Genomic DNA, 15,576 nt, shown 5'->3' with positions numbered 1-15,576 from the left:
TCGGCTATATGGAGAGTTATAACGAACTCAGGAGCGGGGTGCGTAAGCAAATACATCCGCACGCATCTGATGGGCATCCATCCCGGCTTCGACCAGCGCATCCAGCGTGCCGTAGACCATGGCCGGAGAGCCACTGGCATAGACGTGCAGCGATTTCAGATCAGGGAAATCCTCACATACCGCTTCGTGCAGCATGCCGCAGCGCCCTTCCCAGCCGCACTGATCACTGACGACCTTGTGCAGGAAAAGATTGGGCAACTTCAGCCATTCGTCCCAATGCTCGATTTCATAAAAATCTTCCGGACGACGCACGCCCCAATACAGATGCACCGGGTGTTTGAAGCCCGTGGCCCGGCAATGCTCGATCAGGCTGTGGATCTGGCCCATGCCAGTACCAGCGGCGATCAGCACCAGCGGCCCGTCCGGCAGTTCCGCCAGGTGGGTATCGCCGAACGGCAGTTCGACCCGCACCATCGGGTTGCGCCTGAGCTGATCGATCAGGCTCAGCGCACTGGATTCGCGCGCCAGCACATGGATTTCCAGATCGCGCCCGCCGTGAGGCGCCGAAGCCATGGAGAACGCCGATTTCTCGCCGTTCTCGCGCTCGATCATCAAATACTGACCGGCGTGATAGCGCGGCGGCTTGCCGGCCGGTGCCCGCAGGCGCACGCGAAAGGTATCGCCACCGACGTCCCGGCATTCGATGACCTGACACGACACGCTGCGCACCGGCAGTTCTCCCAGCGCGAGCACGCCATCCCACAGCACGATGCAGTCTTCCAGCGGCTCCGCTATGCAAGTGTAGAACTCGCCGTGGTCGTGCACCTTGCCGGCCTGTTCGACCCGACCTTCCACCAGCAGCGCCGCACACACATGGCAGTTACCATTGCGGCAGCTTTGCGGGCATTCGTAGCCCAGGCGCCGTGCACCATCGAGGATCCGCTCTCCGGGCTGTATCTCGAGCACCGCTCCGGAGGGCTGCAGGGTTACACGCATCAATCTATTCCTAACTGATTCCAGATGGCATCGATCCGTTGGGTGACGGCGTCATCCTTGACGATGACGCGGCCCCACTCGCGAGTGGTTTCGCCAGGCCACTTGTGGGTGGCGTCCAGGCCCATCTTCGAGCCAAGCCCCGACACCGGCGAGGCGAAGTCGAGGTAGTCGATCGGCGTGTTGTCAATCATCACCGTGTCGCGCTTGGGGTCCATGCGCGTGGTGATGGCCCAGATCACGTCGTTCCAGTCCCGCGCGTTGATATCGTCGTCGGTGACGATAACGAACTTTGTGTACATGAACTGTCGCAAAAACGACCAGACACCCAGCATCACGCGCTTGGCGTGGCCCGGATACGACTTCTTCATCGTCACCACGGCCATGCGGTACGAGCAGCCTTCCGGCGGCAGGTAGAAGTCGGTGATCTCCGGGAATTGCTTCTGCAGGATCGGCACGAACACTTCGTTCAAGGCCACGCCAAGAATCGCCGGCTCATCCGGCGGACGGCCGGTGTAGGTGCTGTGGTAGATCGGCTTGATCCGGTGGGTGATGCGCTCGACGGTGAACACCGGGAAGCTGTCGACTTCGTTGTAGTAACCGGTATGGTCGCCGTACGGGCCTTCATCGGCCATCTCGCCCGGATGAATCACGCCTTCGAGGATGATTTCGGCAGTCGCCGGCACTTGCAGGTCGTTGCCACGGCACTTCACCAACTCGGTGCGGCTGTCGCGCAGCAGACCGGCGAAGGCATATTCGGAGAGGCTGTCCGGCACCGGCGTCACCGCGCCAAGAATGGTCGCAGGATCCGCGCCAAGGGCCACGGACACCGGGAACGGCTGGCCCGGATGCTTCTCGCACCACTCACGGAAATCCAGCGCGCCGCCACGGTGGCTGAGCCAGCGCATGATGACCTTGTTGCGGCCGATCACTTGCTGACGGTAGATGCCGAGGTTCTGTCGATCCTTGTTCGGGCCTTTGGTGACGGTCAGGCCCCAGGTGATCAGTGGCGCCACGTCGCCCGGCCAGCAAGTCTGCACCGGCAGCATCGCCAGATCGACGTCGTCGCCTTCGATGACCACTTCCTGGCACGGTGCGTCTTTGATGACTTTCGGCGCCATCGCGATGATCTTGCGGAAGATCGGCAGCTTCGACCACGCGTCCTTCAAGCCCTTCGGCGGTTCCGGTTCCTTGAGGAACGCCAGCAGCTTGCCGATTTCGCGCAGTTCGCTGACCGACTCGGCGCCCATGCCCATGGCCACCCGCTCAGGAGTGCCGAACAGGTTGCCGAGCACCGGAATGTCGTAGCCGGTCGGTTTTTCGAACAGCAGCGCCGGGCCCTTGGCCCGCAGCGTGCGGTCGCACACCTCGGTCATTTCCAGCACCGGCGAGACGGGAATCTGGATGCGTTTCAACTCTCCGCGCTGCTCAAGCTGCTGCACGAAATCCCGAAGATCCTTGAATTTCATTGACGATGGCACCCTCAAAATAGGCGTACATCCTACCTGCTCTGACGGGCAAACAGCAGCCCGTCAACATCAGGCCTCGCTCAATTGTGGCTCGTCCCCAGCAGCAGAGGCGCAAACAGCGGGCTCAGCCGGGAGCTCCCCGCGTCCGAAAGATGATCCTCATCCTTGTACTGCGAATGGCCGTTGACCTCGATGCTGCAGACGCCATTGCTGCACATCAGCGGTGTTGGATCGATCACGTGCACACCCGGATCAGCGGCGCTCATGGATTCGAACAGGCGGCTGAGGAAATGCTGGCGCGCCAGATGTTCCTCAAGCGGACGACCCAGCCCTTCGGCGGACCTTCCGATCCGCGCCAGGCTGGTCAAGCGGTTGATGGCGCCTTTGCGTTGCAGCGGCACCTCCTTGAACAGCCAGACTTGCGCCCCCGTCGCCCTCAATGCGGCAACCCGCGCTTTCAGCGCTGCGGCCATGCGTTGCTCGGCCTGGACGGTATCGTCTTGCGAATTGAGCAGCACCTTCTTATCTCCGTCTTCGCGGCCATACACGTAAAGGCTCCAGTTGGACGCCAGCACCACATCCTTGATGCCGAGGCTGCGCACACGTTCCATGGTCTGTTCGTTGAAATCCTTGCAGCGCTGACGCGGGTCGTCGCTGAGAATCGGCGGGCACGCGCTCATGCTGTACAGCCAAACCGGACGCCCCTCGCGACGGGCATTATTCTCGATGGCCGGCAGCAAGGCGGCGGCGTGGCTGTCGCCCCAGAACAATTGCGTGGCCGGAACATCCTCGTTGCCACCCACCAGACAGGCCTTGTCCAGCTCTTTATCCTGAGTCACCAGCATGCATTTCATCTGCCCTGCACGCCACTCACGGGACTGTGCATACTCCAGCGCTTTACCGGTCAGACGCTGAGGGACACCGTCGGCGGAACGGATCGCCGACCCCGTCGCCACGAGTGCAACGATGGCGGCCAGACTGCCTGCCAGCACTGCATTACGCGAGGCGAGCAAGCGTTTTTCGCGAAACGGCAGCTCGATATAGCGCAGACTCAGCCAGGCCAGGCCCAGCGCCAAGGCTATCCAGCCGATTGCTTCAACAGGCTGAATGCCATCGATGGAAATCGCGTTGGCGTAGACAAACACCGGCCAATGCCAAAGATAGAGCGAATACGAAAGCAAGCCGACCCAGACCAACGGCCGCAGACTCAAGAGCCGCCCGGTGAGGCTCGCACCTTGCGCGCCCGACCAGATCAGCGCCGTCGTCCCCAGCACCGGCAACAACGCTGCCCAGCCCGGAAACACGGTGGATTTGTCAAAAGTGAACACCGCGACCAGCACTGCCGCCAGGCCGGCCAGCCCCACGGCCTGATACAACCACGGACGCACCGCCTGCTTCGGCGCCGGAATTACCGCGAGCATCGCACCGCAGAGCAACTCCCAGGCCCGGGTAGGCAGCGAGAAGAAGGTGAATTCCGGCTTGTGTTCGATGTTGGCGATGTTCAAGCCGAACGACACCAGCAACACGGCGAACAGCATCCAGCGCCAATGGCGGAAATAGCGGATCAGCACCGCCATCAACAGCGGAAAGAAGATGTAGTACTGCTCTTCCACCGCCAGCGACCAGGTATGCAGCAGCGGCTTCAGATCCGAGGCTGGCTGGAAATAGCCGTCCTCGCGCATGAACAGAATGTTGGAGATGAACAGCGACTGATAGCGCACTGTTCGCCCGAGTTCGGCGAAGTCCTTGGCCGTCAGCAGCAACCAGCCCAGTGCCAGCGTCACCAGCATGACCACGCTCAGGGCAGGAATGATGCGGCGGGCACGGCGTGCCCAGAAATCAATGAAGCTGAAACGTTGAGCGCTGATTTCGCGGAATAGAATCGTTGTGATCAGGAAGCCGGAAATGACGAAAAAAACGTCAACCCCGACAAAGCCGCCACTGAATGTACTGAATCCAAAATGAAACAGTACGACGGGAATAACCGCCAGAGCTCGTAATCCGTCGATATCACGGCGACTGCCAAACGTGTGCATGACCTTTCTCGTTCTGGATACAGAGTCCTTGGAAAGCGCGAAAGTTATCAGCCACGTGCATTTCAATCCAGATACAAATAATCCGTCGCGAAAAAAAAGCGCCCTCATGGGGCGCTTTTTTCAAACAACAGAGTATTACTTGCGCTTCATCGACAGGAAGAACTCGTCGTTGGTCTTGGTCGTCTTCAGCTTGTCGACCAGGAACTCGATGGCCGCCACTTCGTCCATCGGGTGCAGCAGTTTGCGCAGGATCCACATACGCTGCAGCTCATCGTCGGCAGTCAACAGCTCTTCGCGACGAGTACCGGACTTGTTGATGTTGATGGCCGGGAACACACGCTTCTCGGCGATACGACGGTCCAGTGGCAGCTCCATGTTGCCGGTGCCCTTGAACTCTTCGTAGATCACTTCATCCATCTTCGAGCCGGTTTCAACCAGCGCAGTGGCGATGATGGTCAGCGAGCCGCCTTCTTCGATGTTGCGCGCGGCGCCGAAGAAACGCTTCGGTTTCTCCAGGGCGTGGGCATCGACACCACCGGTCAGCACCTTGCCGGAGCTCGGGATCACGGTGTTGTAGGCACGGGCCAGACGGGTAATGGAGTCGAGCAGGATCACCACGTCCTTTTTGTGTTCGACCAGGCGCTTGGCCTTCTCGATCACCATTTCAGCCACTTGCACGTGACGGGTCGGCGGCTCGTCGAAGGTCGAGGCAACCACTTCGCCGCGCACGGTGCGCTGCATTTCGGTCACTTCTTCCGGACGCTCGTCGATCAACAGCACGATCAGGTGAACTTCAGGATTGTTACGGGCGATGTTCGCTGCAATGTTCTGCAGCATGATCGTTTTACCGGCTTTCGGCGGTGCAACGATCAGACCGCGCTGGCCTTTGCCGATCGGGGCGCACAGGTCGATCACACGACCGGTCAGGTCTTCGGTGGAACCGTTGCCAGCTTCCATCTTCATGCGCACGGTCGGGAACAGCGGGGTCAGGTTCTCGAAGAGAATCTTGTTCTTCGCGTTCTCAGGACGATCGAAGTTGATCGTGTCGACCTTGAGCAGGGCGAAATAACGCTCGCCTTCCTTCGGAGGACGGATCTTGCCAACGATGGTGTCACCGGTGCGCAAGTTGAAACGGCGGATCTGGCTCGGCGAGACATAGATGTCGTCAGGACCGGCGAGATAGGAAGCGTCAGCGGAGCGCAGGAAGCCGAAGCCGTCCTGGAGAATCTCCAGCACGCCATCACCGGAGATTTCCTCACCGCTTTTAGCGTGCTTTTTCAGCAGGGAGAAAATCACGTCCTGCTTGCGCGAACGGGCCATATTTTCTATGCCCATCTGTTCGGCCAATTCGAGCAGTTCGGTAATCGGCTTTTGCTTGAGTTCAGTCAGATTCATATAGGAATGACGTAATCATTTATGGAGGGGGGGAAATTAAGCTTTTGGCTTAATGAGGCCGCGCCGCGGAGAAGGCGACAGGATCGCTTACTTATTCGAAAAGGAGTGCGTCGGCGACGGCTAGCAGGGGGCAGTGGAGAAACCAGTGCGGGGCCGAATGTACCACCTGAGTTTCGGAGCGTCTAGCCCTGAATACGCAAAAAGCCCCGCAATTTGCGGGGCTTTTTCAGGACAATCCTTACCGCGACGCTTAGAGGTTGGCGTCGAGGAAAGCAGCCAGTTGCGACTTCGACAGAGCGCCGACCTTGGTCGCTTCCACGTTGCCGTTCTTGAACAGCATCAGGGTCGGAATACCACGTACGCCGTGCTTGGCAGGGGTTTCCTGGTTTTCGTCGATGTTCAGCTTGGCGACGGTCAGCTTGCCTTTGTAAGTCTCTGCAATCTCGTCCAGAACCGGAGCGATCATTTTGCAAGGGCCGCACCATTCAGCCCAGTAGTCGACCAGGACAGCGCCTTCGGCCTTGAGTACGTCGGCTTCGAAGCTAGCGTCGCTAACGTGTTTGATCAGATCGCTGCTCATGGAATTCTCCAGGTTGTAAGCAAAAAAACGTGGCCCATCATAGCCGCCCTTCCCTTGTTCAGGAAGCCGCAGATGATTGAGTCTTGCTATGGCACTCGATGAGTTTGGGTATAGCTCAAGTCACGCGCTGGCGGGGGCGATGAAGGAAATTCCGGTGCGCAGGGCCGCGTTGCGCACGTGCTCCTGCATGGCTTTCTGTGCAGCGGCTGACGCCCGACGGGCCAGTGCGCGAAGGATCTTGCGATGCTCTTGCCAGGTTTCCATGGCCCGTTCGGCGCGGATGAACGGTAGTTTCTGGCTCTCCAGAAAGATGTCGGCGCTGGCGGTGAGGATGCTCAGCATCGCCTGATTGCCGCTGGCCAGCAGGATCCGCCGGTGGAATTCGAAATCCAGTTTCGCCGCTGCCTCGAAGTCACCGGCGCGCAGTTGCTCGCGCATGGCCGCGACGTTGTCTTCCAGTTCATCCAGATCAAACGTGCTCAACGTCACCGCCGCCAGCCCGGCCGCGAACCCTTCCAGCGCATATCGCAACTGAAAGATTTCCAGCGGCGAAGCCTGGGCTGCAAACGGCCAGGCCGGTGCGCCCTCACCGCGCGGCAATTCCACAGGCGCCTGCACGAACACACCTTTACCCGGCTGGATGCTGACCACACCCAGCGCACTCAAGGACGACAACGCCTCACGCAACGAGGCGCGGCTGACGCCCAGCTGAACCGCCAGATCCCGTTGCGAAGGCAGCGCATCGCCGGGGCCGAAGCCCTGCTCGGTAATCAGTTTGCGGATCGCTTGCAGCGCCACTTCGGGTACGGCGCGGGAGATCGAGTTCATGGTTTTCCAGACGGACCAGGCCAAGGTGCGGCCAGTTGTAATGCTATTCGAGGCATCAGGCAAGTCGTGCCCCAGCGGGGTTCGGCGGCGCAAGCCGATGCGCTATCGCAGTGCGAAACCCGACCTGACTGTTCAGACCAGTAAGACCGAACAAACCCGCTAAACCCGTGGCTTTGCATAGCGAAATCGGCGTTTTGGCACGGCCCGTGCTCTGTCCGATCGCAGAATTCACTTCCCGCCGATCCGGAGATTGTCCATGACGAAGCGTTACAGCGCCCTCCTCGCCGCCCTGTTTGCCGGTCTGATGCTGAGCCAGGCCCCCGCCCATGCCGACGGTCTGGATGACGTGGTCAAGCGCGGCACCTTGAAAGTCGCGGTGCCCCAGGACTTCCCGCCGTTCGGCTCGGTCGGCCCGGACATGAAACCGCGCGGCCTCGATATCGACACCGCGAAACTGCTGGCCGACCAGCTCAAGGTCAAACTCGAACTGACCCCGGTCAACAGCACCAACCGCATTCCGTTCCTGACCACCGGCAAGGTCGATCTGGTGATTTCCAGCCTCGGCAAGAACCCCGAGCGCGAGAAGGTCATCGATTTCTCCCGCGCCTATGCGCCGTTCTATCTCGCTGTGTTCGGCCCGCCGGACGCGGCCGTCAGCACCCTCGACGACCTCAAGGGCAAGACCATCAGCGTCACCCGGGGCGCCATCGAAGACATCGAGCTGACCAAGGTCGCCCCCGAAGGCGTGACCATCAAGCGCTTCGAAGACAACAACTCGACCATCGCCGCCTACCTCGCAGGCCAGGTCGACCTGATCGCCAGCGGCAACGTGGTGATGGTCGCGATCAGCGAAAAGAACCCCAAACGCGTACCGGCGCTGAAAGTGAAGCTCAAGGATTCGCCGGTCTACGTCGGCGTGAACAAGAACGAGCCGGCGCTGCTGGGCAAGGTCAACGAGATCCTGACCACCGCCAAGGCTGACGGCGCACTGGAAAAAAATGCGCAGACCTGGCTCAAAGAGCCGCTGCCGGCCGACCTCTGATCGGCGACGCGGGAGACTTTCATGGCCTATCAGTTCGATTTCTTGCCGGTGGTGGAAAACACCGACCTGCTGCTGCGCGGGGCGTTGTTCACCCTTGAGCTGACGGCCATCGGCGCGCTGTTCGGGGTTGGCGTGGGCATCGTCGGGGCGCTGGTACGGGCGTGGAACATCCGCCCGTTCTCGGCGATCTTCGGTGTGTATGTGGAATTGATCCGCAACACGCCGTTCCTCGTGCAGCTGTTCTTCATTTTCTTCGGCCTGCCGTCCCTTGGCGTGCAGATTTCCGAGTGGCAGGCAGCGGTACTGGCGATGGTGATCAACCTCGGTGCGTACTCGACCGAGATCATCCGCGCCGGCATCCAGGCGATTCCGCGCGGGCAGCTGGAAGCAGCGGCGGCGTTGGCGATGAGCCGCTTCGAAGCGTTCCGCCACGTGGTGCTGCTGCCGGCACTGGGCAAAGTGTGGCCGGCGCTGAGCAGCCAGATCATCATCGTCATGCTCGGTTCGGCGGTGTGTTCGCAGATCGCCACCGAGGAGTTGAGCTTCGCCGCCAACTTCATTCAGTCGCGCAACTTCCGCGCCTTTGAAACCTACGCCCTGACCACCCTCATTTATCTGTGCATGGCGCTGCTGATCCGTCAGTTGCTGAACTGGCTCGGTCGGCGCTACCTCTCGAAAAGCAGCGCAAGGAGCAGCCAATGAGCGACTTCACGTTCTGGGACATCCTGCGCAACCTGCTCACCGGCCTGCAATGGACGCTGGCGCTGTCGCTGGTGGCGTTCATCGGCGGCGGGATCGTCGGGTTGCTGATCCTGATCATGCGCATCTCGAAGAACCCGCTGCCCAGCAGCATCGCCCGCACCTGGATCGAACTGTTTCAGGGCACACCGCTGTTGATGCAGCTGTTTCTGGTGTTTTTCGGCGTGGCGCTGGCCGGGGTGGAGATTTCGCCGTGGATGGCGGCGGCGATTGCCCTGACGCTGTTCACCAGTGCTTATCTGGCGGAGATCTGGCGCGGCTGCGTCGAGGCGATTCCCCACGGTCAGTGGGAAGCTTCGTCGAGCCTGGCGCTGAATCCGCTGGAGCAACTGCGCTACGTGATCCTGCCTCAGGCGCTGCGCATCGCCGTAGCGCCGACCGTGGGTTTTTCGGTGCAAGTGGTCAAGGGGACCGCGGTGACCTCGATCATCGGCTTCACCGAACTGACCAAGACCGGCGGCATGCTCGCCAACGCCACTTTCGAACCGTTCATGGTCTACGGCCTCGTCGCCCTGGGCTACTTCCTGCTCTGCTACCCCCTGTCCCTCAGTGCGCGCTACCTGGAAAGGAGACTGCATGCCTCTGCTTAGAATTTCCGCCCTGCATAAATACTACGGCGATCACCACGTGCTCAAAGGCATCGACCTGAGCGTCGAGGAAGGCCAGGTGGTGGCGATCATCGGCCGCAGCGGCTCGGGCAAGTCCACCCTGCTGCGCACCCTCAACGGTCTGGAATCGATCAACGACGGCGTGATCGAAGTCGACGGCGAATACCTGGACGCCGCCCGCGCCGACCTGCGCAGCCTGCGGCAAAAGGTCGGGATGGTGTTCCAACAGTTCAACCTGTTCCCGCACCTGACGGTGGGCGAAAACGTGATGCTCGCGCCGCAAGTGGTACAGAAAGTGCCCAAGGCCAAAGCGCAGGAACTCGCGCGGCGGATGCTGGAACGTGTGGGTCTGGGTGAGAAGTTCGATGCCTTCCCTGAGCGTCTCTCCGGCGGTCAGCAACAGCGCGTGGCGATTGCCCGGGCGCTGGCGATGTCGCCGAAGGTGCTGCTGTGCGACGAGATCACCTCGGCGCTGGATCCGGAGCTGGTCAACGAAGTGCTCAGCGTGGTCCGCCAGCTCGCGAAGGAAGGCATGACGCTGATCATGGTCACCCACGAAATGCGCTTCGCCCGGGAGGTCGGGGACAAACTGGTGTTCATGCATCAGGGCAAGGTGCACGAGGTGGGCGATCCGAAAGTGCTGTTTGCCGATCCGCAGACGCCGGAACTGGCGAATTTCATTGGCACCGTGGAAGCGACTGCCTGAAACAGCCTGCTACCCGATCGTTCCCACGCTCTGCGTGGGAACGCAGCGCGGGACGCTCCGCGTCCCAAAAGCGGACGCAGAGCGTCCGTTGAGGCATTCCCACGCAGAGCGTGGGAACGATCAGCGTCGTTGAGTGCGCAACGGTCCCTGGCTTTTATGCGCAGGATCAAGGGTTTGAACCATGCGCGTTGGCGGCAGCGTTTGATCGTGGCACGATGTCGGGGTTATCGACCGAGACCCCCTGACCATGCCGCAATCCCAAGCCAAGAATCTGTCCCTGATCGCCGCGATCGACCTGGGCTCCAACAGCTTCCATATGGTCGTGGCCAAGGCCCAGAACGGCGAAATCCGTATTCTCGAACGGCTCGGAGAAAAAGTTCAGCTGGCCGCCGGCATCGACGATGAGCGCCAGCTCAACGAAGAATCCATGCAGCGCGGCCTCGACTGCCTCAAGCGCTTTGCCCAACTGATCAACGGCATGCCGCTGGGCGCCGTGCGGATCGTCGGCACCAACGCCCTGCGCGAGGCGCGCAACCGTGGCGAATTCATCCGCCGTGCCGAAGAAATCCTCGGCCATCCGGTGGAAGTCATCTCCGGCCGTGAAGAGGCCCGCCTGATCTACCTCGGCGTGTCCCACACCCTCGCCGACACCCCGGGCAAACGCCTGGTCGCCGACATCGGCGGCGGCAGTACCGAATTCATCATCGGCCAGCGTTTCGAACCGCTGCTGCGCGAAAGCCTGCAAATGGGCTGCGTGAGCTTCACCCAGCGCTATTTCAAGGACGGCAAAATCACCCCGGCCCGCTACGCCCAGGCCTACACGGCAGCGCGGCTGGAAATCATGAGCATCGAACACGCCCTGCATCGCCTGACCTGGGATGAAGCCATCGGCTCCTCGGGCACCATCCGCGCCATCGGCCTGGCGCTCAAGGCCGGCGGTCACGGCACCGGCGAAGTGAATGCCGAAGGTCTGGCGTGGCTCAAGCGCCGCCTGTTCAAGCTCGGCGATGTCGACAAGATCGATTTCGAAGGCATCAAGCCGGATCGTCGGGCGATCTTCCCGGCGGGCCTGGCGATTCTCGAAGCGATCTTCGACGCCCTAGAACTGCAACGCATGGATCACTGCGAAGGCGCGCTGCGTGAAGGCGTGCTGTATGACCTGCTCGGCCGCCATCACCACGAAGACGTGCGCGAACGCACCCTGACCTCGCTGATGGAGCGCTACCACGTCGACCTGGAACAGGCCGCGCGCGTCGAGCGCAAAGCCCTGCATGCTTTTGATCAAGTGGCAGAGGACTGGGAACTGGAAGACGGCATCTGGCGCGAACTGCTGGGCTGGGCGGCGAAAGTGCACGAAGTCGGGCTCGACATCGCCCACTATCACTACCACAAGCACGGCGCTTACCTCATTGAGCACTCGGACCTCGCCGGGTTCTCCCGCGAAGACCAGCAAATGCTCGCCCTGCTGGTGCGCGGCCACCGCCGCAATATCCCCAAGGACAAGTTCGCCGAGTTCGGCGACGACGGCGACAAACTGATCCGCCTGTGCGTGCTGCTGCGTTTCGCCATCCTGTTCCACCACATCCGTGGCACCCAGGCGATGCCGCAAGTGACGCTGCATGCCAATGGCAACCACCTCGACGTGGAATTCCCGGAGAACTGGCTGGATGAAAACCAGCTGACCCAGGCGGATTTCGGGCTTGAGGCCGAATGGCTGACGCGGGTGGGGATTGTTCTGACCGTGCATTGAGTAACGGGCAGGCACAAAAAAGGCGATCCGGATGGATCGCCTTTTTTATGGCTATGAAACCTGCGGTCAGCTGCTGACCGGCAGAATCGGGCTGCCCAATCGCTCCAGCAGAGTCGCCTGGGCACTGCGCGGGTTCTGGTTGCCGGTTGGCGTGTTGCGGATGTAGCGGCCGTCCGATTGCAGGCTCCAGCTGTGGGTGTTGTCGGTCAGGTACAGCTCCAGCTCTTTCTTGACCCGGGTCAGCAGCTTCTTGCCTTCCACCGGGAAGCAGGTCTCGACGCGCTTGTCGAGGTTACGCTCCATCCAGTCGGCGCTGGACAGGAACATCTGCTCCTCGCCACCGTTGAGGAAGTAGAACACTCGGGTGTGTTCAAGGAAGCGACCGATGATCGAGCGCACGTGAATGTTGTGCGATACCCCGGCGATGCCCGGACGCAGGCAGCACATGCCGCGCACCACCAGATCGATGCGCACGCCGGACTGGCTGGCCTTGTACAGCGCGCGGATGATCTTCGGATCGGTCAGCGAGTTGAACTTGGCGATGATGTGCGCCGGCTTGCCGTCGAGCGCAAATTGCGTCTCGCGGGTAATCATGTCGAGCATGCCCTTCTTCAGGGTGAACGGCGCATGCAGCAGCTTCTTCATGCGCAGCGTCTTGCCCATGCCGATCAATTGGCTGAACAGTTTGCCGACGTCTTCGCACAAGGCGTCGTCGGAAGTCAGCAGGCTGTAGTCGGTGTACAGGCGGGCGTTGCCGGCGTGGTAGTTACCAGTGCCGAGGTGCGCGTAACGCACGATCTCGCCCTGCTCGCGGCGCAGGATCAGCATCATCTTGGCGTGGGTCTTGAAGCCGACCACGCCGTAGATCACCACCGCCCCGGCCGCTTGCAGACGGCTGGCCAGTTGCAGGTTGGATTCTTCGTCGAAGCGCGCACGCAGCTCGATGACCGCCGTCACTTCCTTGCCGTTACGCGCGGCGTCCACCAGCGCATCGACGATTTCCGAGTTGGCGCCGGAGCGGTACAGGGTCTGGCGCACGGCCAGAACGTGCGGATCCTTGGCGGCCTGGCGCAGCAGATCGACCACCGGGGTGAACGACTCGAACGGGTGCAGCAGCAGGATGTCCTGCTTGCTGATCACGCTGAAAATGTTTTCGCTGTTTTGCAGCAGTTTCGGGATCTGCGGCGTGAACGGCGTGTATTGCAGCTCCGGATGGCTGTCCAGGCCGGTGATGCTGAACAGACGCGTCAGGTTCACCGGACCGTTGACCTGATACAGCTCGGTCTCGCTCAGGTTGAACTGCTTGAGCAGGTAGTCCGACAGGTGTTTCGGGCAGGTGTCGGCGACTTCCAGACGCACGGCATCACCGTAACGGCGGGAGAACAGCTCGCCACGCAGGGCGCGCGCCAGGTCTTCGACGTCTTCGGAATCGAGCGCAAGGTCGGCGTTCCGGGTCAGGCGGAACTGGTAGCAGCCCTTGACCTTCATGCCCTGGAACAGATCGTCGGCGTGGGCGTGGATCATCGACGACAGGAACACATAGTTGTCGCCGGGGCCGCCGACTTCTTCCGGCACCTTGATGATCCGCGGCAACAGACGCGGCGCCGGGATGATCGCCAGACCGGAGTCGCGACCGAAGGCATCGATACCTTCGAGCTCGACGATGAAGTTCAGGCTTTTGTTCACCAGCAACGGGAACGGGTGCGTCGGGTCGAGACCGATCGGGGTGATGATCGGCGCGATTTCGTCGCGGAAGTAGCGACGCACCCAGGTTTTGATCTTGGTCGTCCAGTGACGACGACGGATGAAGCGCACCTGATGCTTTTCCAGCTCTGGGAGCAGGATGTCGTTGAGGATCGCGTACTGGCGGTCGACATGACCGTGCACCAGCTCGCTGATGCGGGCCAGGGCCTGATGCGGTTGCAGGCCATCGGCGCCGGCCTGTTCACGGGCGAAAGTGATTTGCTTCTTGAGGCCGGCGACGCGGATTTCAAAGAATTCGTCGAGGTTGCTGGAGAAGATCAGCAGGAACTTCAGCCGCTCCAGCAACGGGTAGGACTCGTCCAGCGCCTGTTCCAGCACGCGGATGTTGAACTGCAGTTGCGACAATTCCCGGTGGATGTACAGGCTGCTGTCATCCAGACCGGGAATCGCGATCGCCGGAACCGCCACGACGGGCTCTGCCGCCTGCGCGGGTGGCGCAGGCTCGAGTTCCGGCGGGGTTTCGGTAATCTGCTCGACCACGGGTTGAGCGTCTTTTACGGCAACTTCAGTGAGTCCTTCGGTATTCATCGAATGTTCCTGGGAGGGCTATTTCTGCTCTCGTAACAATTGAGCGGCACGGACAGCAAAGTAAGTCAGGATGCCATCAGCGCCGGCACGTTTAAAGGCGGTCAGGGATTCGAGGATCACGCCTTCGCTCAACCAGCCATTCTGGATCGCCGCCATGTGCATGGCGTATTCGCCGCTGACCTGATAGACGAAGGTCGGCACTTTGAAGGCATCTTTTACCCGGAACAAAATGTCCAGGTACGGCATGCCGGGTTTGACCATGACCATGTCCGCGCCTTCAGACAAGTCCGCACCCACTTCGTGCAGCGCTTCGTCGCTGTTGGCCGGGTCCATCTGATAGGAGGCCTTGTTCGCCTTGCCCAGGTTCGCCGCCGAACCCACGGCATCGCGGAACGGGCCGTAATAGGCGCTGGCGTATTTGGCCGAGTAGGCCATGATCCGCACGTTGACGTGACCGGCCAGCTCCAGCGCTTCGCGGATCGCCTGGATGCGGCCGTCCATCATGTCCGACGGGGCAACCACCTGGGCGCCCGCAGCAGCGTGGGACAAGGCTTGTTTGACCAGTGCATCGACGGTGATGTCGTTCTGCACATAGCCTTCTTCATCGAGAATGCCGTCCTGACCGTGTGTGGTGAACGGGTCGAGGGCGACGTCGGTGATCACGCCCAGTTCGGGGAATCGGTCACGCAGCGCACGAGTGGCGCGCTGGGCGATACCTTCGGGATTCCAGGCTTCGGCGGCATCGAGGGATTTGAGTTCAGGCGGGGTGACCGGGAACAGCGCCAGCGCCGGAATTCCCAGCTCGACCCATTTGGCGGCTTCTTCAAGCAGCAGATCGATGGTCAGGCGCTCGACACCCGGCATCGAAGCCACAGCTTCGCGGCGATTTTCACCGTCGAGCACGAACACTGGCAGGATCAGGTCATCGACCGTCAACACATTCTCACGCACCAGCCGCCGGGAAAAATCATCACGGCGATTGCGACGCAGGCGGGTGGCAGGGAACAGACGGTTGGCTGGGGTAAAGCTCACGGCAGACTCCTGAGCCCGCGCAAACGGGCGAGCGTGACAGTTATAGATGGCCATTATGACGGTCGTATGACAGTTATGTGCACCCC

The 15,576-nt window shown here is 61.1% G+C and carries 13 protein-coding genes; 5 read left to right on the top strand and 8 right to left on the bottom strand.

All coding sequences use genetic code 11. The annotated features are described in order from the left end of the window. Nucleotides 1-27: 27 nt before the first annotated feature. From AWU82_RS11940 to AWU82_RS11915, 6 genes are all read right to left on the bottom strand, one after another. Complete coding sequence (locus AWU82_RS11940; protein ID WP_064379936.1) at nucleotides 28-996, bottom strand: CDP-6-deoxy-delta-3,4-glucoseen reductase; 969 nt, start codon at nucleotides 994-996, stop codon at nucleotides 28-30. Continuing rightward, nucleotides 996-2,462 carry a 4-hydroxy-3-polyprenylbenzoate decarboxylase gene (gene ubiD, locus AWU82_RS11935; RefSeq protein ID WP_064379935.1) on the bottom strand — a complete coding sequence of 489 codons (1,467 nt, stop codon included), beginning with the start codon at nucleotides 2,460-2,462 and terminating at the stop codon, nucleotides 996-998. Before ubiD ends, AWU82_RS11940 begins: the two co-directional genes overlap by 1 nt. Before the next feature lie 80 nt (nucleotides 2,463-2,542). Next, nucleotides 2,543-4,498, bottom strand: a complete 1,956-nt coding sequence (locus tag AWU82_RS11930) for an acyltransferase family protein (protein ID WP_064379933.1) — start codon at nucleotides 4,496-4,498, stop codon at nucleotides 2,543-2,545. 135 nt (nucleotides 4,499-4,633) lie between these two features. Then, nucleotides 4,634-5,893, bottom strand: a complete 1,260-nt coding sequence (gene rho / locus AWU82_RS11925) for a transcription termination factor Rho (RefSeq protein ID WP_011336486.1) — start codon at nucleotides 5,891-5,893, stop codon at nucleotides 4,634-4,636. A gap of 250 nt (nucleotides 5,894-6,143) precedes the next feature. Continuing rightward, nucleotides 6,144-6,473 carry a thioredoxin TrxA gene (gene trxA / locus AWU82_RS11920; RefSeq protein ID WP_064379931.1) on the bottom strand — a complete coding sequence of 110 codons (330 nt, stop codon included), beginning with the start codon at nucleotides 6,471-6,473 and terminating at the stop codon, nucleotides 6,144-6,146. Nucleotides 6,474-6,593: 120 nt separating this feature from the next. Then, a complete protein-coding gene (locus AWU82_RS11915) occupies nucleotides 6,594-7,301 on the bottom strand; it encodes a FadR/GntR family transcriptional regulator (RefSeq protein WP_007951828.1) in 708 nt (235 codons plus the stop codon). 256 nt (nucleotides 7,302-7,557) lie between these two features. Between AWU82_RS11915 and AWU82_RS11910 the strand changes: the two genes are divergently transcribed. The 5 genes from AWU82_RS11910 to ppx all read left to right on the top strand — a co-directional run bounded on the left by AWU82_RS11910 (nucleotide 7,558) and on the right by ppx (nucleotide 12,166). After that, nucleotides 7,558-8,343, top strand: a complete 786-nt coding sequence (locus tag AWU82_RS11910) for a transporter substrate-binding domain-containing protein (protein WP_064379930.1) — start codon at nucleotides 7,558-7,560, stop codon at nucleotides 8,341-8,343. Nucleotides 8,344-8,364: 21 nt separating this feature from the next. Further along, the gene (locus AWU82_RS11905; protein ID WP_039765327.1) at nucleotides 8,365-9,045 is read left to right on the top strand and encodes an amino acid ABC transporter permease; all 681 of its coding nucleotides are present in this window, start codon (nucleotides 8,365-8,367) and stop codon (nucleotides 9,043-9,045) included. Continuing rightward, complete coding sequence (locus tag AWU82_RS11900) at nucleotides 9,042-9,692, top strand: amino acid ABC transporter permease (RefSeq protein ID WP_011336490.1); 651 nt, start codon at nucleotides 9,042-9,044, stop codon at nucleotides 9,690-9,692. Before AWU82_RS11905 ends, AWU82_RS11900 begins: the two co-directional genes overlap by 4 nt. Then, nucleotides 9,679-10,416, top strand: coding sequence for an amino acid ABC transporter ATP-binding protein (locus AWU82_RS11895; protein ID WP_011336491.1), 738 nt, complete (start codon nucleotides 9,679-9,681; stop codon nucleotides 10,414-10,416). The genes AWU82_RS11900 and AWU82_RS11895 overlap by 14 nt, the downstream gene beginning before the upstream one ends. Before the next feature lie 247 nt (nucleotides 10,417-10,663). Further along, nucleotides 10,664-12,166, top strand: a complete 1,503-nt coding sequence (ppx, locus tag AWU82_RS11890; protein WP_064379928.1) for an exopolyphosphatase — start codon at nucleotides 10,664-10,666, stop codon at nucleotides 12,164-12,166. Nucleotides 12,167-12,232: 66 nt separating this feature from the next. Here ppx and ppk1 read toward each other — a convergent pair whose 3' ends face one another. Both ppk1 and hemB read right to left on the bottom strand, forming a co-directional pair. Then, the gene (gene ppk1 / locus AWU82_RS11885) at nucleotides 12,233-14,458 is read right to left on the bottom strand and encodes a polyphosphate kinase 1 (RefSeq protein WP_011336493.1); all 2,226 of its coding nucleotides are present in this window, start codon (nucleotides 14,456-14,458) and stop codon (nucleotides 12,233-12,235) included. A gap of 18 nt (nucleotides 14,459-14,476) precedes the next feature. Next, on the bottom strand, nucleotides 14,477-15,490 hold the full coding sequence (gene hemB, locus AWU82_RS11880; RefSeq protein ID WP_007951836.1) for a porphobilinogen synthase: 1,014 nt from the start codon (nucleotides 15,488-15,490) through the stop codon (nucleotides 14,477-14,479). Between the last annotated feature and the right edge of the window lie 86 nt (nucleotides 15,491-15,576).

Source organism: Pseudomonas glycinae, from assembly GCF_001594225.2.
Classification (GTDB): domain Bacteria; phylum Pseudomonadota; class Gammaproteobacteria; order Pseudomonadales; family Pseudomonadaceae; genus Aquipseudomonas; species Aquipseudomonas glycinae.
Note: the sequence above shows the minus strand (reverse complement) of the source record. Positions and strands in the feature narration are given on the sequence as shown.